Annotated in this window: 21 protein-coding genes; 14 read left to right on the forward strand and 7 right to left on the reverse strand. The window is 37.5% G+C overall.

The annotated features are described in order from the left end of the window. Nucleotides 1-42: 42 nt before the first annotated feature. The 3 genes from FNLLGLLA_RS02235 to FNLLGLLA_RS02245 are packed head-to-tail and all read left to right on the forward strand — an operon-like array spanning nucleotide 43 to nucleotide 1372. Nucleotides 43-372: a PadR family transcriptional regulator gene (locus FNLLGLLA_RS02235; protein WP_004693657.1), complete on the forward strand. Its 330-nt coding sequence runs from the start codon at nucleotides 43-45 to the stop codon at nucleotides 370-372. Continuing rightward, entirely contained in the window at nucleotides 359-934 is a 576-nt protein-coding gene (locus FNLLGLLA_RS02240) for a DUF1700 domain-containing protein (protein WP_024061349.1), read from the forward strand. Before FNLLGLLA_RS02235 ends, FNLLGLLA_RS02240 begins: the two co-directional genes overlap by 14 nt. Before the next feature lie 9 nt (nucleotides 935-943). Next, nucleotides 944-1372: a hypothetical protein gene (locus FNLLGLLA_RS02245; RefSeq protein ID WP_024061348.1), complete on the forward strand. Its 429-nt coding sequence runs from the start codon at nucleotides 944-946 to the stop codon at nucleotides 1370-1372. Nucleotides 1373-1648: 276 nt separating this feature from the next. Here the strand turns inward: FNLLGLLA_RS02245 and pyrE are convergent, their stop codons facing one another. Both pyrE and pyrF read right to left on the reverse strand, forming a co-directional pair. Beyond that, nucleotides 1649-2236 (reverse strand): orotate phosphoribosyltransferase, encoded by a 588-nt coding sequence (pyrE, locus tag FNLLGLLA_RS02250; RefSeq protein WP_004698369.1) that lies wholly within the window; start codon nucleotides 2234-2236, stop codon nucleotides 1649-1651. Continuing rightward, on the reverse strand, nucleotides 2233-2952 hold the full coding sequence (pyrF, locus tag FNLLGLLA_RS02255; protein ID WP_008715622.1) for an orotidine-5'-phosphate decarboxylase: 720 nt from the start codon (nucleotides 2950-2952) through the stop codon (nucleotides 2233-2235). Before pyrF ends, pyrE begins: the two co-directional genes overlap by 4 nt. A gap of 188 nt (nucleotides 2953-3140) precedes the next feature. Between pyrF and FNLLGLLA_RS02260 the strand changes: the two genes are divergently transcribed. The 4 genes from FNLLGLLA_RS02260 to FNLLGLLA_RS02275 are packed head-to-tail and all read left to right on the forward strand — an operon-like array spanning nucleotide 3141 to nucleotide 6238. Further along, entirely contained in the window at nucleotides 3141-3770 is a 630-nt protein-coding gene (locus FNLLGLLA_RS02260) for a 3'-5' exonuclease (RefSeq protein ID WP_008715623.1), read from the forward strand. 14 nt (nucleotides 3771-3784) lie between these two features. Beyond that, on the forward strand, nucleotides 3785-4447 hold the full coding sequence (gene deoC / locus FNLLGLLA_RS02265; protein ID WP_004698377.1) for a deoxyribose-phosphate aldolase: 663 nt from the start codon (nucleotides 3785-3787) through the stop codon (nucleotides 4445-4447). Between the two features lie 53 nt (nucleotides 4448-4500). Continuing rightward, nucleotides 4501-5802 carry a pyrimidine-nucleoside phosphorylase gene (locus tag FNLLGLLA_RS02270; protein WP_021147799.1) on the forward strand — a complete coding sequence of 434 codons (1302 nt, stop codon included), beginning with the start codon at nucleotides 4501-4503 and terminating at the stop codon, nucleotides 5800-5802. 31 nt (nucleotides 5803-5833) lie between these two features. Further along, a complete protein-coding gene (locus FNLLGLLA_RS02275) occupies nucleotides 5834-6238 on the forward strand; it encodes a cytidine deaminase (RefSeq protein ID WP_077708649.1) in 405 nt (134 codons plus the stop codon). On the opposite strand, the gene FNLLGLLA_RS02280 is transcribed toward FNLLGLLA_RS02275, so the two are convergent. Together FNLLGLLA_RS02280 and FNLLGLLA_RS02285 are read right to left on the reverse strand one after the other, a co-directional pair. Then, nucleotides 6216-7673: an ArnT family glycosyltransferase gene (locus FNLLGLLA_RS02280; protein ID WP_021147801.1), complete on the reverse strand. Its 1458-nt coding sequence runs from the start codon at nucleotides 7671-7673 to the stop codon at nucleotides 6216-6218. The two genes, FNLLGLLA_RS02275 and FNLLGLLA_RS02280, sit on opposite strands and share 23 nt — an antisense overlap. Nucleotides 7674-7677: 4 nt before the next feature. Then, entirely contained in the window at nucleotides 7678-8313 is a 636-nt protein-coding gene (locus FNLLGLLA_RS02285) for a phosphatase PAP2 family protein (RefSeq protein WP_021147802.1), read from the reverse strand. Nucleotides 8314-8472: 159 nt separating this feature from the next. On the opposite strand from FNLLGLLA_RS02285, the gene FNLLGLLA_RS02290 reads away from it, so the two are divergent. After that, the gene (locus FNLLGLLA_RS02290) at nucleotides 8473-9957 is read left to right on the forward strand and encodes a HAMP domain-containing sensor histidine kinase (RefSeq protein WP_021147803.1); all 1485 of its coding nucleotides are present in this window, start codon (nucleotides 8473-8475) and stop codon (nucleotides 9955-9957) included. A 4-nt stretch (nucleotides 9958-9961) separates the two neighbouring features. After that, complete coding sequence (locus FNLLGLLA_RS02295) at nucleotides 9962-10681, forward strand: response regulator transcription factor (RefSeq protein WP_021147804.1); 720 nt, start codon at nucleotides 9962-9964, stop codon at nucleotides 10679-10681. Between the two features lie 103 nt (nucleotides 10682-10784). Here the strand turns inward: FNLLGLLA_RS02295 and FNLLGLLA_RS02300 are convergent, their stop codons facing one another. Both FNLLGLLA_RS02300 and menA read right to left on the reverse strand, forming a co-directional pair. Further along, complete coding sequence (locus FNLLGLLA_RS02300; protein WP_004698373.1) at nucleotides 10785-11603, reverse strand: MetQ/NlpA family ABC transporter substrate-binding protein; 819 nt, start codon at nucleotides 11601-11603, stop codon at nucleotides 10785-10787. A gap of 143 nt (nucleotides 11604-11746) precedes the next feature. Next, entirely contained in the window at nucleotides 11747-12649 is a 903-nt protein-coding gene (gene menA, locus FNLLGLLA_RS02305; RefSeq protein ID WP_021147805.1) for a 1,4-dihydroxy-2-naphthoate octaprenyltransferase, read from the reverse strand. 242 nt (nucleotides 12650-12891) lie between these two features. Here menA and FNLLGLLA_RS02310 point away from each other — a divergent pair, with 242 nt between their 5' ends. The 5 genes from FNLLGLLA_RS02310 to FNLLGLLA_RS02330 all read left to right on the forward strand — a co-directional run bounded on the left by FNLLGLLA_RS02310 (nucleotide 12892) and on the right by FNLLGLLA_RS02330 (nucleotide 17159). Further along, nucleotides 12892-13836 (forward strand): hypothetical protein, encoded by a 945-nt coding sequence (locus tag FNLLGLLA_RS02310; RefSeq protein WP_021147806.1) that lies wholly within the window; start codon nucleotides 12892-12894, stop codon nucleotides 13834-13836. A 1-nt stretch (nucleotide 13837) separates the two neighbouring features. Beyond that, nucleotides 13838-14617 carry a hypothetical protein gene (locus FNLLGLLA_RS02315; protein ID WP_021147807.1) on the forward strand — a complete coding sequence of 260 codons (780 nt, stop codon included), beginning with the start codon at nucleotides 13838-13840 and terminating at the stop codon, nucleotides 14615-14617. A gap of 132 nt (nucleotides 14618-14749) precedes the next feature. Beyond that, the gene (locus tag FNLLGLLA_RS02320; protein ID WP_021147808.1) at nucleotides 14750-15121 is read left to right on the forward strand and encodes a RidA family protein; all 372 of its coding nucleotides are present in this window, start codon (nucleotides 14750-14752) and stop codon (nucleotides 15119-15121) included. Nucleotide 15122: 1 nt separating this feature from the next. Further along, entirely contained in the window at nucleotides 15123-16370 is a 1248-nt protein-coding gene (locus FNLLGLLA_RS02325) for an L-cysteine desulfidase family protein (RefSeq protein WP_021147809.1), read from the forward strand. 156 nt (nucleotides 16371-16526) lie between these two features. After that, the gene (locus tag FNLLGLLA_RS02330; protein ID WP_004698339.1) at nucleotides 16527-17159 is read left to right on the forward strand and encodes a hypothetical protein; all 633 of its coding nucleotides are present in this window, start codon (nucleotides 16527-16529) and stop codon (nucleotides 17157-17159) included. A 76-nt stretch (nucleotides 17160-17235) separates the two neighbouring features. On the opposite strand, the gene FNLLGLLA_RS02335 is transcribed toward FNLLGLLA_RS02330, so the two are convergent. Continuing rightward, a complete protein-coding gene (locus tag FNLLGLLA_RS02335; RefSeq protein ID WP_174892241.1) occupies nucleotides 17236-18423 on the reverse strand; it encodes an MFS transporter in 1188 nt (395 codons plus the stop codon). Nucleotides 18424-18474 lie beyond the last annotated feature (51 nt).

Below are 18474 nucleotides of genomic sequence, written 5' to 3' on the forward strand. Positions count from 1 at the left end.
CTTTCACATTGGCAGGCAAGCACAGCCTAAAAGGGAGGAACTATGCAAGTTCAATTAAAAAAAGGTGTTATGGACATGCTGGTGCTAGCATTATTAACACAAAATGATCGTTACGGATACGAAATCGTAAGCACCATTTCGGAATATATTGAAATATCTGAAGGAACGATATATCCATTGTTTAACAGACTGAAAAAAGAAAAGTATGTTGAAACGTATTTAAAGGAGTCTTCTACAGGCCCATCACGGAAATACTATCATATCACGAACGAAGGCCGTGCAGCATATAACAAGATGCGTCAAGAATGGGATGATTTTTCTGGTGTTATCAATATGCTGTTGAAAGGAGTCGATAATAATGAACAAAAATAGCTTTTTGGATGCATTGCGTAATATATTTAAAAAAGCGCGTGTTGCAGATGTAGAGAGTATTATAGAGGTTTATGAAGAGCATTTTGCGGTAGGTTATGAAAAAGGGCTTACCGATAGTGAGATCATTAAATCCTTAGGGTCTCCAGAGGAAATATATGCATCCTACGTAGATGCAGGTATTATTACTGACACAATGAATCAAGATGGTAGTGAAAGTAAATCCGTTAATATGCAGGAAATTTATGCACGATTTGATGATTATAAAGAGCGTCTTTTACCTCAATTACCGGGGATGGCTAAAAAAGCATCTAAGACTTTGCTCTCTATTGGAAGTGCCTTATCCTATATTGTAGGTGCTCTTATATTCATTATTACACCGGCTATCTTGTTCTTACTAGGTAGCTCATGGCAACCATTTGAGAATGTTACTGCATTTCCAGTATTGTCCATTGTAACTTTAGTGGCACTTGGGGGTGTAGGTTTATTTGGTGGACTTACATGCGTCTTTGTTGGTACAGAGCTTCGTGGCGTACGTGAACGTTATTTCCGCAATTTAAATTAAGGAGGACCTATGAGACGTATTATAATTACAGCAATTTTAACAGTAATCTGTGCTGTTGGAGCATGTACATCTTTTGCTGTTAATGATTTACCTAATTTTGGTGAATGGATGAAAACGAATGAACAACAGTTTAGAAAACCACATAGACATGATGGTCCTAATCAGTATATGGATAAACATATGATGGATAGAAATAATCATATGATGCCTCAAGATAGTATGGGGCCAAATAATGGCCAACATATGCACCAAAATGGTCAAAATCAAATGATGCCTCAAGATGGTATGGGACCAAATAGTGGTCAGCATATGCACTCAAATGGTCAAATGCCTCCGCAAGGTCAAATGCCTATGCAAGGCCAACCACCTCAACAACCTAATGGCAATGCACCACAACAACAAACTGATCAAGGTGCACCGCAAACTACACAAAACTAATGATACTTTATGAGTTCATTTCTCTCATAAGATATAGAGAACGTGGTCATGAAAGTGCATTCATGGCCACCATAGAGTCACACACTCTATGTGATACATTCGTATCAGAATCTCTCTCTTACACACAATAACTACACACAAACAAAAAGAGCTCCTTAGCGAAGGAGCTCTTTTTGTATCTATTTATAAATATTAGATAGTACTTGATGGTTTGGGAATATATTATTAACTTCTCAATGAAAAACGACCTATACATGTATATAGGTCGTTAAAAAATTATTTGATATGTTTAGAGCCACGTTCTGTCATAGCTACGCCGTCTTTGCAAAGAGGGCATTCTTCAGGTTTATAAGTTGGAACTTCAAGATTAAGTAATGCTTGTACCTTTTCGTGAGGTACACCGAATTCTGCTTTACCCCCAGAACGGTTAACAAGAAGGCCTACACCTACGATTTCACCACCGGATTGGTTTACCACATTTACTACTTCTTGTACAGAACCACCAGTAGTTACGATATCTTCAACGATAAGTACTCTTGTGCCTGGCTCGATTTTAAAGCCACGACGTAATGTCATAATGCCTTTTTCGCGTTCTGTGAAGATAGCACGGGTGCCAAGCGCTTTACCTACTTCGTGAGCAAGTAAGATGCCACCGGTCATAGGTCCAATAACAAGTTCCACATTTTGATCGCGGAAGCGTTCAGCTAATTCTTTACAAAGTTTTTCTGTATATTTTGGATGTTGTAATACATTAAATTTTTCAACGTACATTGGACTGTGGAGACCAGATGTCAAAAGGAAGTGACCTTCTAAAATAGCTTGAGTGTCGATCAGTAATTGTTTTACTTCTTGTTCTGTCATCATTTGGATACTTTCTCCATTTCTTCAATAATTAAACGAACCGCTTCACGAGGGTTTTCGGCTTGTGTAATAGGTCGACCGATAACAAGGCGAGATGCTCCATCTTGTAGTGCACTAGCTGGTGTAGCAACCCGTTTTTGGTCGTCTGTTGTTGCAAAGGAAGGGCGAATACCAGGGGTAACGATGAGGAAGTCATCGTCACATGCTTCACGAATCATTTTGGCTTCTAATGCGGAACATACAACACCATCCATACCACAGTCTTTAGCGAGTTTTGCAAGGCGAATGACTTGGTCGGAAATTGGTAGCTGACCACCAATAGCAGTCCAAGATTCATCGTCAAAGCTAGTTAATGCGGTGATGGCTAATAATTTTGGGCGTTCCACGCCTAGTTCTTTGCCACTCTCATGAGCTGCCTCAACAGCAGCTTTCATCATGACAGGACCACCTTGACCATGTAAAGTAATTAAACTAGCACCGAGACGTGTTAAGGAAGCTACGCCATGGGCTACGGTATTTGGAATGTCGTGCAATTTCAAATCAAGAAATACTTGTTTGTTTTGCTCCTGTAAAAAACGAATTGTTTTTGCTCCTTCGGCGTAGAATAGCTCCATGCCGACCTTGTAAAAGCTAACCGAATCACCGAGGGATAATACGATTTCTTTCACTGCATCCATCGTGGATACGTCAAGGGCAACGATTAATCTGTCATCTGCCATGTTGCAACCTCCATACTACATACATATCTAAATAATTTTCACATACTGAGGGCCTATCTGTCAATTAAAATTGGTGTGAATGAGGTGATTATTGGTCACCTTTGAACAGTAGATTATAGTCTATTTCATGCTATAATAAGTAGAGTAAATGAATATAATTCTTATATATAGATTTTGAAAGGAGTCCTATGTTAGATTTTGTTGCATTAGACTTTGAAACAGCAAATAAATTTAAAAATAGCGCGTGCTCCTTGGCGGTTATTACCGTAAAGGACGGACAAATTACCAAAAAGGCATATAGCCTCATCAAGCCTCCGTTTATGAGTTTTGATGATGAATGTATTGAAATTCATGGTATCCAACCGAAGGATGTTCTTCATGAAAAGACCTTTGATGAGTTGTGGAATGCCATTTATGAAAACCATTTAAAAGGGAATATTATGGTGGCTCACAATGCGAAATTCGATATGAACGTATTGCGTGCTACTTTAGATTATTATAAAATCCCTTGGCCAGAACTAGATTATGCATGTACAGTTAAACTTTCACGTGCGGTATGGCCTGATTTAGTTAATCATAAGTTGAATACAATGGCCGCATATATTGGAGTTGAGTTTAAACATCACTATGCACTGGATGATGCAGAGACTTGTGCAAAGGTTGTATTAGAAGCTGCTAAGTTGAAAGGCGTTAATAGTTTACCAGATTTATTAAAGACTACAGGCGTACCGTTAGAACCATTCATTGATGATAAAAATCGCTCTGCTCAAGATGCATTACATAAAGAGCCAGAACCAGAACAAATGTCGTTCTTTTAGTAAGGAGAGGTACTATGTTGGGGAAAGAATTATTAGCTTATGTAGATCATACATTATTGCGTCCTACAGCTACATGGGATGATATTAAAGAAGTTTGTGAGGATGGTATAAGGTATAAAACCGCATCTGTTTGTATTCCTCCAGATTTTGTAGCATCTGCCCATGAAGCATATCCAGAACTTAACATATGTACCGTTATCGGCTTCCCTTTAGGATATGAAACAACAGAGGTAAAGGTGGCAGAAACGAAACAGGCTATTGAAGAGGGCGCTTCTGAAATTGATATGGTTATTAATCTTGGAGATGTAAAGCAAGGTGATTTTGAAGCGGTAACTAGCGAAATTGAGGCGCTTAAGAAGGCTTGTGGTGATAAAATTTTAAAAGTTATTATCGAAACTTGTTATCTTACAGATTCTGAAAAGGTGGCGCTTTGTAAATGTATTACAAATGGTGGCGCAGACTATATTAAAACATCTACTGGATTTGGTAGCGGCGGTGCAAGCCTTGAAGATATTAGACTCTTTAAAAAGCATATTGGTCCTAATGTACAGATTAAGGCTGCAGGTGGTATTCGCTCTATTACGGATATGAAAGCCTATATTGCAGAAGGTTGTAGCCGAATTGGAGCCAGTGCAGCTGTAGAGTTACTAAAGAATCACTTGAACGAAGAAGTATAATAGAAAACCACCTAGGCTATGCTTAGGTGGTTTCTTAGAATGGCGGTGTAACTATGCGTATGTATGATATTATTCTGAAGAAAAGGGCGAACTTGCCGTTAACAGATGAGGAAATCCGCTTTGTCATAGATGGTTATGTAAAGGGGGAAATCCCTGATTACCAAGTGAGTGCGCTCTTGATGACCATAGTTTTTAATGGTATGAATGCTCGCGAACTAGGAACTTTGACCTTGGCTATGGCTCAATCAGGTAATATGGTAGACTTGTCAAATATTGATGGGATTACCGTAGATAAACATAGTACAGGCGGCGTGGGAGATAAGACAACACTTATTATTGCACCTCTCGTAGCCGCTTCTGGCGGCAAGGTGGCTAAGATGTCTGGACGTGGACTTGGTCATACAGGTGGCACTATTGATAAGATGGAATCTATTCCAAATTTAAAGGTATCTTTAGAGCAAGATGCTTTTATCAATCAAGTTAATAAAATTGGTCTTGCTGTTATTGGTCAGTCGGAAGGGCTTGCACCTGCTGATAAAAAGCTATATGCTTTGCGCGATGTGACGGGAACTGTTGATAGTATCCCTCTTATTGCATCCTCTGTTATGAGCAAAAAATTGGCTTCTGGTGCTCAAGCAATTTTGTTAGATGTAAAGGTTGGCAGTGGTGCCTTTATGAAAAACATAGAGGATGCTCGTGAATTGGCTAAAGCAATGGTAGATATTGGAAAGGAAAATGGCCGTTCAGTTAAGGCTATTTTGACGGATATGGATCGACCGCTAGGCCATGCTATTGGAAATGCGTTGGAGATTCGCGAGGTTATTGATACGTTGAAAGGTCATGGTCCAGAAGATTTAACGCATGAATGTATTATCATGGCTGCCCACATGCTCGTATTGAGTCATATATGCGACTATGAAACGGCTCTCAGTCGTGTGCAAGAGGCACTCGACTCTGGTGCCGCATTAGAACGATTGCGTATGATGATTGATGCTCAAGATGGCGACAGCCGAGTTATTGATGATGAAAGCCTATTAGCCATTGGCAAATTCACCTATGATGTTACAGCGCCTCAAGACGGTTATATTACCCATATGAATACAGAACAATGCGGGATTGCATCCGTTATGCTTGGAGCCGGTCGCACTGTTAAGGATGGTCCTATCGATTATAGTGCGGGCATCTTGATGCACAAGAAAACAGGCGACTCAGTTACAGTAGGTGAATGTATAGCTACCTTGTATGCTTCTGATGAGAGCTTGCTTTCTAATGCTGCAAAGACATATTTAGAGGCGATTACCTTTGGCGAAACTGCACCAATCATGGCGGATACGATTCTTGATATAGTGGAATGAGGAGATCCATATGATAGAAAAGGAAACTCATATGACAGAACAGGAAATTCAAAACCTTATAGATCGCGCCATCGTTGCTCGTGAGAAAACTTATAGTCCGTATTCCCATTTTGGCGTAGGTGCAGCTATTCTCTGTGAGGATGGGACTATTTATGAAGGGTGTAACATAGAAAATGCTTCTTATGGCTTAACGAACTGTGCAGAACGAACCGCTATATTTAAAGCTGTATCAGAAGGGCATACAAATTTTAAGGCTCTTGCCGTAGTTGCTGATACGGAAGGGCCTTGTGCACCATGTGGTGCTTGTCGTCAGGTAATGGGAGAGTTTAACATTCCTATTATCATTATGAGAAACATGAAGGGCAATATAAAAGTAGTATCTATTGAAGCGTTATTACCATTTAGTTTTTCATCTAACGATGTAATTGATAGATAGTACCTTCAGCATTGGAATATTCCAAAGACAAATTATCTGAATTTATTGTATCTGGAAGATAATCGTCACCATAAACGAGTAGATATATTTTTTTATTTGTTGGTAAGTCATTTATAGATATAAACGGCATGACATCTTTAGCGTTCCAAGAAATAGTAGTTGGATCAGGGGCTACTTCATTGGGGCCGAGTAATTGATATACTTCATGACCGCTATAGTAAGTAGGTGAAACGCGATATCTACCACTACCTTGTACAAGAATGGAGTCATCACTAATAGACTGGCTAATAAATTGGCTAATACTAGGTGTTGAGGCTTTCTTCATTTGTGGTACTGCTACTGCAAATGTAAGCACTATATAAGCAATACCCATAACGAATGCCGTTTTATAAATTAAGTTGATACGTTTGTAGCACATAACAGCTATTAATATAGTTAACGGTGTTAAAGCAGGAAAACTATAGGTGGAGTACTTAGTTGCCATACAAGTGAAAAATAGGATAACTATACCAGCCCAGACAGCTAAAAAGCTATGGAATGGAATATTGGTAAACCAATTCTTGCGATTACTATAAATTGACTTCGGTAATATAATGGACCAAGGTAATAATGCTATGATTGTTATAGGAATGTAATAGTACCAAACATTGAATCTTGGATGCTCAGACACTGTAGCACGAAGCCAATTATGGACACCTAGAAAGACATTGATAAAGTCATTTCCATGGGTGATATACATATAATAATACCAACTACCACCGAGGCTTAGAAATAGTAACAGTCCAGGTATAATCTGTAGACTAAATAATTCTCGAATATCTCGTCTGATTGCAAGGTAAACTAATATGATGAGACCTGGCAATAGGAATCCAATTGGACCTTTAGTCAATACGGCAAAAGCAGATGCTATATAGGCTAATAGATAGTAACGTTTATAACCTCGTTGACCTGTTTTATGATGTATGTATCCTATGTAAAAGCTCATTAAGGTAGCATTAAAGTATAGTCCTAGGGTCATATCTGTTATAAGAGATTTTGCGATAATCCAATATTCTGCTGACACGGATACGATAATGGCGCTCACAAGAGCAATAACGTGGTTTGTTTGTGCTTTTACAAAGCGATAGATTAGAAAAATATTGCAGAGAGCTAAAAGGCTAGAAAAGAATCTAGCGCCAAAGTTTGTAATGCCAAATAGTTTGAAACCAACAATGAGTTCCCAATAATAAAATATAGGCTTATCATACCAATAATGACCAAAAATTTGTGGAGATAAATAGTTTTTGGTTAGAAGCATTTCTTTTGCGGTTAGCGCATAATTAGACTCTACAGGATCCGTAATACTAAGATATGCATTTCCAATAAAATAAATGATGGCAGAGAAGATAAGGACTATCAAAATATGATAGTTCTTATTTTTTAAGACATACTTCATAGCCTTAACCTTTCATGCTAAATTGTTTACTCAATGGTTGGTTTGCTTTTTTTATAAGATATAGGCTTAGTTTTGTATTTATGAGTAATCGGAAAATATTATATTTAGGGTGATTTAATAGCGTATCAATCTTAGAAGATAAATAGTTTTGATAGACTTTAAATAACAAATATGTGATGAGGATACCCATGATAACGTCTAGAGGATAATGATGACCAACAAAGACTTTCGCAAAACCTGTTAAAATGGTTCCACTTAGTAGAATAGAACCTAGTCTCTTATAAACTGCTAAAATTGGTAATGAAATAGCAGTCATTGCCATAGCATGGGTGCTAGGAAAACTAGAATCAGCTACATGAGGAATAAGTAGATTTACTGTGTGTGTGACGAATGGTCTTGGTTCTTGCACTATGAAACCAATGATACTATGAGCTATCATGGTAATACCAAGAAATGCGATAGTATGTATGCAGGTTTTTATAAGTCTTTTATCTTTAAAATAGAGGCCTAATCCAGATAAGAGTATCAGTAATAAAGCAAAGACTATTGAAAGGTATTTTACAATGTATATCATACTTGTATCTAGCCACGTATATGTACCTGCTAGGCTGTTGATAAGTTGAAAGATTTCGTAATTCATATATATCTCCTTTTTATTTGATGACTTTCTTGTATGAATACATCATAAAGGAGAAATATTACGAAAATATAACGATGAAATTACATCTTCTAAAAGATTGATTTCTATATCATGACAGATAAGATATAGGTTTGTATAATAGTTAAAAAGGAGGTATCTATGCTTTTTAACTGGTTTAATAGCTTAGGCGTACGGCGAAAGATGATAATTAGTAATTTATTAATTATTATCATACCTTTTATTGTTTTACTTACCGCCTTATCTATAGTATGGGGGGTTATTCGTTATACTAATCCTGTAAATCATCGTCAGTGGATGATGCTAGCGCCTAGTACAATTCAGTCTCAAGTATTTCAATTGGGGTTAGAACAAATAAATAAGAAACTTTCAAAAGAGTCTACATCAATAAGTGATATTTTGGATAGTAGTGCTGTTTTAGAAGCACAAGGCTTAGATATAGTCATTCTCAAAGATAATAAAATAGTTTATGCTACGCCAGATATAGAGCCTAATATAATGTTATCGAACGTTAAAAATATGATAAATGGCTTAGAGTCTAATCATTATTTGAACTGGGAAGGCAACCAATTTACCTATGTGAATTCCTATGATATGGGACTTACAGTGTATGGTGCTGGTAGAATCCCATTTATGACTAAAAGTATGGGGCCAGAATCAACGGATAAGAAAATGGTGGAAGGCGCTTTTGGTATAGGTATTTTAATGATAATAGCTATTATCATTGGTATAGGCCTATATATATCCAATCGATTAGGTGAGTATATTTTGAGACCTGTCATAGATTTGAAGCAAGCTGCTGATGATCTCAAAAATGGGATAGTGCCAAAAAGAATTGCTGTAAGAAATCACGATGAATTAGGGGTTACTTGTGAGGCATTTAATAATATGCAGGAATCATTGCTTAAAGCCCGTCAAGAGCAAGACCTTTATGAAGAGCGTAGGCGCGAAATGATAGCAGGGGTTTGTCATGATATTTCAACACCACTTACATCGGTAAAGGGGTATGCTAGTGGTATTATTGAAGGTATTGCAAATACAGAAGAGAAGCAAGCACGCTATGTGCAGCGGATTTATGATATGGCGGGGCGTATTGAACATTTAGTTAATATGCTATCGGACTTTTCGCAACTAGAGTTAAAACAAATTCACTACAATCGAGATACATATGCATTAGATGATTTAATTCGAGAGTATATTAGAGAGCGACATTTAAATAATCATGAACTTATCGTTTTACATGAATCGTATAGTGCCGAAGATAGTTTAATAGTAATTGATCGGATACAGTTTTATCGTGTTTTGGATAATCTTGTATCCAATAGTATAAAGTATAGACGTGGCGAATCTGTATCTATTGATATATCTACAGCTAAGATAGATAATGGCTGTAAACTGACTTTTTCAGATGATGGGAAAGGTGTTCCTACAGAAATGTTAAATCGTTTGTTTGATATTTTTTTCCGTACTGATGAAGCACGTACAGAGGTAGCTAATGGTAATGGCATTGGGCTGGCTATTGTAAAACAAATCGTTGAAGATATGAATGGTTCTATTCATGCTGAACATAATGATAGTGGACCTGGACTATCCATTGTGATGGAGTTTCCTTTGGATAAGGAGTAAAAGTATGGGAAAAGTTTTAATTATTGAAGATGATATGGGTATCTATGAGTTAGAGCGAGATTATTTAGAAATCGAAGGCTATGAAGTAGACATTCAAACTAATGGCGTTGATGGGTTAAAGGCAGCCCTTGATTATGAATATGACTTAATTATTCTTGACATTATGATTCCTAAAAAGGATGGATTCTCTGTGTGTCGAGATATTCGTAAGGAAAAAGAAATACCTATTATTATGGTCAGTGCTAAACGTGAAGATATTGATAAAATTCGGGGGCTAGGACTTGGTGCTGATGATTATATGATTAAACCTTTTAGTCCGGCAGAGCTTGTAGCACGTGTTAAATCACACATTCAGCGTTATAATCGCATCCGTAATAGTCTAAGCCCTACAGTTGTGTTGGACGCAAAAATTACTGCAGGTAGCTTAGAGATATTGCTTGATTCTCATCAAGTTTTTTTAGGTGGTACTGAGGTGAATTTGACTCCACGTGAATATGACATTTTAGTTCTTCTTGCATCTAGCCCTAATCGTGTATTTACAAAAGAAGAAGTATTTGAAAGTATCTGGGGGATAGACTCTTTAGGAGAAACTTCAACAATTATGGTTCATATAAATAGATTAAGAGCTAAAATTGATAAACAATTCCAAAATGAAGAGTATATTGATACTGTTTGGGGTGTAGGGTATCGTTTCCATAAATGGGATAATTATATAAAACAATAGTATAAAATATTAAATAAAAAAGGCGTCTCAATGGAGACACCTTTAAACATAATTTTGACTAGTATATGAAGAAAGCTAGCCGCTGAGGCTAGCTTTTTGATGCTTAGAATGCAGGAACAATAGCACCTTGGTATTTTTCTTGGATGAATTTGATAATTTCAGGACTATGAAGTGCAGCCATCAATTTTTTGATGCGAGGGTCATTTTCATTGCCTTTAAGTACAGTTACGATATTTACGTAAGGGGAATCGTTATTTTCAATTGCCAATGCATCTTTGCCAGGGTTAAGACCTGCGTTTAATGCAAAGTTAGTGTTGATAGCGGCTAAGGCTACATCGTCAAGGGAACGAGGTACTTGCGCTGCTTCTAATTCTACGAATTGATATTCGTTAGGGTTCGCAGTAATATCTTGCACTGTAGATAAGATGTTTGTAGAGTCTTTTAATGTAATTAGACCTTGTTTTTGTAATAACAATAATGCACGGCCACCGTTTGTAGGGTCATTAGGAATAGCGATTTTAGCGCCTTTTGGAAGATCTTTCAAATCTTTGATTTTACGGGAGTATAAACCCATTGGCTCAAGATGAACACCACCGGCAGATACTAAGTCAAGTTTGTGAGCTTTTGCGAATTCCTCCATGTAAGGTACGTGTTGGAAGAAGTTGGCATCAATCTCTTTGTCCCCTAAAGCCAAGTTAGGTGTGTTGTAATCAGTAAATTCTGTGATTTTTAATTCGATACCATCTTTTGCTAAGATTGGTTTAACTTGTTCCAAAATTTCTGCGTGAGGTACTGCTGTTGCCCCAATTTTTAATACTTGTTTGCCATCGCTAGCAGCTTGTTTGTTGTCGTTACCACAGCCTGCGATTAATAAAGCGCCGCCAAGGATGACAGTAGCTGCTAATGCTAAAAATTTTCTCATTAGACACACTCCTTATACAATAATTACATATAAAATATTAAATCTATAGTACTAAATAATTTCCTATCTATCAAGAAGGAATTATTATAGGTTCTCCATAACTAAAAACTATGGAGAACCTATAATATAAGTATGTTCATTTTTTAAATTAATTTGCCCATGATAAGTCCAATCGCCCACATTAGTTGATAAATCATAGCGGCTCCAGCGGTAGTACCCATAGCCTTATCTAATTGGAACTCATCTGTATTGGTAGATAATGTATGAATTGTTTTGAAAGCTAGTGGTGCTGCAAGGAACGCTAATAAGGCGAACCATGTCATATGGCCTACTATAATCCAAGCAATGATCCAAATAAAATTGAAAATATATGAGATACTCATTAAGCTGAGTGCTCTTTCACGACCAAGCACGATTGGCAACGTGTGACGTCCATGGCTTTCATCATTACGAATATCTCGGATATTATTCGTCAACATGATGGAACCAACTAGCAATGTAGATGGAATTGCAGGAATTAACAGGGCTAAGGATAATTCTCGTATCCAGGCATAGCCTGTAATGAGTACGATAGCAAAACCCATGGCGATACCAGAGGAAATTTCCCCAAATGGTGTTCGAGAAATTGGTTTTGGACCGCCAGAGTAAAGGAAACTAATTAGAATACATAAGAAGCCTACCGGGATGTAGTACCAAGTTATAGTAGCAGATAAATAAAGACCAATAATAATGGGTACAAACATGAGTACTTTAATCATCGTTATAATGAGCTCTGGTGTTATAACGCCACGTGTGATAGAACCAGCATTACCTACCTTTTGACCAGCATCGAGTCCAGATTTAAAGTCTTTATATTCATTCCATAAATTAGCTACAATTTGGGCTGTTACAACAGCTAAAAATATGAGCATTGTATGGAAAATGGCAAGACCTGTACCCTGAGCAGCACCAAATGCATAATAACTAAAGGCGGCACCTAAAATGGTAGGCCCCAATGTAGCAGCTAATGTGCGAGGCCTAGTGAGGGGAATTAATTCTTGTATCATGTTAAAAGCACACCGAGTGTGCACTCCTTTCCATTTCTCATACATATATCATCTTTACATGTCTATTTATGTATTGTATAGCAGAAAGGTAAGCTTGTAAATTATACTATACAGTTATATATGTCGATATAGTATAATAATTAATATATGCAGTATAGATTCTCCTTTAAACTCTTAATATATACTGCACAGATTATCTAACAATCTATACATAGTGTATTGTTAAAAAGGTGAGGTGTCTTATGAGAACTCTCAATAAAAAGTTGATGACATTGGCTTGTGCCACCTGTTTAACTGTGGGTATGGGGGCAGTGGCATGTGCTGATACGGTAGATTTAGGTTATGGTATGTACGGCACAACTTCCCCAACTGTGAAAGCTGTAGAAGTTATGCATATTTCTACTGATACAAGATTGCGTAATCAAGAACAAGATAAATTTCTTAAAGTAGCAAATAAATCTGCTGTTGATACTATTAATAATGTTGTGAAAGCACAGACTGGTGTAGCTGTTGAACCAGTGAAGGGGGACTTTCTTGATGGTTACTCCTTCTATCAATTGCAAGGTACTGATAAACAAGGACATCATATAGGTGGTTTAATTGTTATTAACTATTCTAAAAATGCAATTGATCAAGTTATAGGTATGAATAAGACTATTTTAGAGAAGGGGGCAGATGCGGAAAAAGCCGCATTAAAGCATTCTATCTCTAAATATGTAGAATCTTACTCTAAAGAGACGGCCCAACAACAATTACAAGGCCTGAAGAGCAATACTATTGAAGGTGCTAAATTAGCTAAAGATCTAAAAACGATAAATGATAAGTTACCTTCTCAAATTATAGGTGTCTTTGATAAAATGCTTGCCACAGATAAGAAATCATCTCCTAAAAGTATAGAAGAGATCCGTTCTTATGTAGACTTTATGGCAAAACAAGTAAGCCTAGATGCAACGCATGTGGCCTATAAACCTGTTCAAACACGCTATGGTACAGCTGTGACAGGCGATTTACGCGGTAGTCTAAAATATGATGGCTTTAGAAATACTTATTCCTTAATTGGTTATGCTGTTCCTACAGATAAAGGTGTATCTTTACAGATTTTAATGTCTGATGACTCTAGCTATGATTATTGGGCTAATGAGTTGAATCATATGTATCAAACACAATCTCTCAAGGGAGGTAAATAATATGAAATCTTTGAAAGTATTGGCTTGTGCAGCTTGCCTAATGGGTACTGTATCTGGCGTAGGTTTTGCTAAGGATGTACAAACAATTGCAGGATCCATGGTAGTGCCTAATAATGTAAATATTGTTTCTGCGTCTAAAACAAATACACGTGATTTTGTAGAGAAACAAATGCAACAGAATCCCTCAAAATCTACGATGGCGAATATGATGGCAAAGGAATTTTTCCAAAACTTTGGTACTAATTTTGATATATACCAATTGCAAGGGGCAGATAAAACTGGTCAAAAAGATGCATTCGTAGTGGCTGTAGATGTTAAACAAATAGCGCAACAAGTGGCTAAAGAAAAGGCTAATGACCCTATGTTTATAGCGGCAATGGCCGCTCTTGATAAAGGTCAAATTGATCCTGTAACAGAGCAACTTCTATTAGGAACAATAAATAAACAGATTCCCACTAGCACAACAGTAGTTCCTTTGAATGGACCTATTAATGTGTCTAGTCGTGATTCCCAAAAAGCAACGATTATGCCTAAAACACTTAAAACTCTAACCGTAGAAAATGCAGAACAAGTACATCCGGTGGCTGGTACAAAATATCAAACATATGCAGCAAGCTCTCGCTTGTTATATGCAGATGGAAATGTACAAACTCCACTCTATGCAAATGCTGCATTTGTGTTGAAGCCAGGAAAACCAGTGTTGTATGTAGGTATAACAACTGATGTACAACGTGATTATTTCAAACCAATATTTGATAATGCATTTAAATCAATTAAATAATTGGTTATATACGTACTTTTGTGTAATATGTGATATATTGAGGTAAGTCATATATATCGAGGCATCAACATGAGTTTCGCACCTTAAATATAGTCATATTAATTTATATTTATTTATAAAAGGAGATTTATCATGAAAACAATTTCTACAGACAAAGCACCAGCAGCAGTAGGCCCTTACTCTCAAGCTAAAGTTATTGGCGGTTTATTATTTGCTTCTGGTCAAATTCCACTCAATCCTGCAACTGGTACAGTTGTTGAAGGGGGCATTGTAGAGCAAACTGAACAAGTATGCAAAAATATTGAAGCCGTATTGACTGAAGCTGGTACAGACTTTTCCAAGGTTGTTAAAACAACTTGCTTCTTAGCTGATATTGGTGATTTCAAAGCATTTAATGAAGTGTATGCTAAATATTTCACTTCTAAACCAGCTCGTTCATGTGTAGCAGTAAAAGACCTTCCATTAGGCGTTATTGTAGAAGTGGAAATTATTGCGGAAGTATAAGATGGATTATATTTCTTTGTTACAGTCAGAGATGCGTCCTGCCTTCGGTTGTACTGAGCCAATTGCATTGGCTTATGCGGCTGCGAAGGCAGTCTCTGTTTTAGATGAGTTTCCTAACCATATTCACGCAAGATGCAGCGCGAATATTATCAAAAATGTAAAATCTGTAGTCATTCCAAATTCTGGGGGGCGAAAAGGACTAACGGCGGCCACTACACTGGGTGCTATTGTAGGTCATCCAGAGCGTGAACTAGAGGTGTTGGAATCTGCTACAGACGAAGATCGCAAATGGCTTGGTACATTGCTTGATGCTAACTTCTGTACCGTTTCACTTGCTGAAGGCGTAGATAATCTATATATAGAAATCACTGCAGAAACAGATGAACATACAGCGGTTGTTCGCATTGAAAATGACCATACGAATGTAACCTATGTATCAGTAGATGGTGAGATTGTCTCTGAAACAGTCAATGAAATTAAGAAAGCGGCTAAAACAGAATATGCCATGACCTTCGATAGCATTTACGAATTTGCTTTAACAGGTGATATTTCTGGTATCCTACCTCAAATTAAACAGCAAGTTGAGTATAATACTGCAATTTCTAAGGAAGGTCTGTCCAATGATTATGGATCTAATATTGGACAATTGTTATTGTTAGATGAAGAAAATCCATCTCTCGAAACGAAATGTAAGGCTCGTGCCGCAGCTGGCTCTGATGCGCGTATGAGTGGTTGCCCATTGCCTGTCGTTATCTGCTCTGGCTCTGGTAATCAAGGTTTAACCGTGTCTGTACCAATCATTACGACTTCCGATGAACTTGGTAAAAGTGAAGATGAATTGTATCGCGCTCTCGTCTTTGCTAACTTGCTAACGCTTTACGTTAAATCTGGTATTGGTAAATTGTCTGCATACTGTGGCGTTGTATCTGCCGGTGTGGTAAGTGTAGCAGGTATTGCCTTCTTGAAGGGTGATAGTAAAGATATAATCGAGAACACTCTTGTAAATGGTCTTGCAAGTTTATCTGGTATCGTATGTGATGGTGCGAAACCATCCTGTGCAGGTAAAATTGCAATTTCCCTTGATGGCGCCTTTATGGGATATAAACAAGCTCGCCTTAACAAAAACTACCAAAAAGGCGATGGACTTGTAGCATACTCCGTTGATGAAACTATCCGCAGTATTGGTGCTGTGGCACAAGGCATGAAAGAAACGGACGTAGTTATATTGAATGAAATGCTAAAACACTAAGTTTTAAAATAAATTAACCCCCGATGCAGAAAAATTTTTGCAAAGGGGGTCGTTTTCTTAGCCTTACTAAGAATATGATGTATAGTTGGTGATATATAAAGGTATATTAGAATAAGATATTCTAATTATAATCTAGATAGTTTGAGGTGTGTTTATATGAGTGTGTTATTACCTAAAAAAGCTAGCTTTCCCCAAAAGTTTGTTTATTTTTATCATAAAGTATTTCCGAGTGCAGATAAAAGATATTGGCGTACATACAAATTGAAAATTTGCGATGAGATAAAAAATCTTTCAGTGCGTGATTTGAGCTGGGAAATAATTAAAGGACGAGCAGAATTAGACAGTAAGTTTACTTTTATATGGAGTTCCGTTGTATTTGGTGTGATAAGTGCGGGAATTTTCACTTATGGATTAGATTTAGCTACTCAAGTAATTGTATTAGGACCAGCCACTAAAGAGTTTATGATTACTACTGTTTATTTTGATTTTTTATCTATGATTTCTTTATTTACTCTTGTTGTCTCTTTTGCTGGATGGTTAGTAGCTTTATTTATGGAGCTTCCAGGAGGGCGTGCTTGGTGGTTTTACGGAATTTTCTTTGTGATTAGTGTTCTCCTTGTCGTAATAGGATATTTAAAGCATACAATAATTATTGATTTTGTTTTTTTGTTGTTAAATACATTTTGCATAGCTATACTACTGGGAATTGTAGCAGATTTAAAGAAGCAAAGGGCATTGATTAAAATATCTATTATGGAAGATAGACTGAAAGAACTAGATAAGGTATAAATATATAATTTGGCAAAAATTCAAATATTTTGATACTAAAAAACCGTTGTTTCCAATTTAGAAACAACGGCCTTTTTTATTGTAATTTTTTAGGATCTTTAAGTATCAATGAAGCCCCAAGACCCACTACTAGGAATGGTACGAGTGTCATCATAGCGGCAGGTAAAGAATAGGTATCCGCAAGGTTACCTACTACAGGTGCGATGATACCGCCGATAGTTTGGCTCACCCCGAGGGTAATACCGGACGCAAAGCCGATGCTTTTAGCAAGGTAGGTTTGGCCTAGTACAATAACGGGGCTGTAGCTAAGAGCTTTAGCAGCGCCAATCATGAGTAGTAACATATAGGCTACAGGCATCATGATAACAGGGGAGAAGGTTGGCACTTCTGTTAATAGGAACATAGCTGGCAACCAAATCAATAGGGATAGTCTAATGATTTTGATGGGACCATATTTGTCGCCTAATAGACCGCCAATATATGTCATGAAGATACCGATACTAAAGAATATGGTTAATGCAAAGCTCCCTTGCTCTGGGCTAGTGCCGAGTTCACGAGTCCAGAAGATAGGAATAAATGCATTGATAACGCGGAAGTTTACTGATTGGCTTAGGATGATAATAAACAAGATACCAAAGTATTTCCAGTAATTCTTTAGCGGCTTAGCCACTAGTGTAGGGTTTTCCATAGCTACCGCTTGGTCGATAGTGCGTGCTTGAGTTACTATGCGCGGCATGAGGACGAATAAAACTGTTGAGATAATAAGACCCACTATGGTGAAAGCTGCCAGTCCATGAGGTCCTACTGTATAGGCAATAGAGCCCGCAAAGAGTGGACCGATGGCAAAACCAGAGCTACCACCGATGGCAAAGGTCCCCATGGCTTTACCTTTTTTACCACCTCCGAGGCGATTCATGATTTTCGCTCCTTCAGGGTGGAAGATAGAGGAGCCTACACCAGCTAAGGTAGCACAAACAAGCAAGCTTTCATAAGAGGTTACAAAACCCATAACACCTGTGCTACAAGCTGAGAGCAGAACACCTAAGGCGATGAGCCGTGGCTGATTGATCTTGTCAGAGACATAACCTAATAATGGCTGTAACAATGAAGATAATGCTGTATTGGCTAATATGAGAAAGCCTGCTTGCTCTAAACTAAGTCCATAAGTGTAGATAAATAATGGCAAGAGGGCAGGTAATACACTTTGACAGGAGTCGTTAATCATATGACTCACCGTAATGAGATAAGGGTAATATTTTTTCATAGTAGTGGTCCCTTCGCAAAAAAGCGCTAACCATGGTTAGCGCTTTATATA

The organism is Veillonella parvula, assembly GCF_902810435.1.
GTDB lineage: Bacteria > Bacillota > Negativicutes > Veillonellales > Veillonellaceae > Veillonella.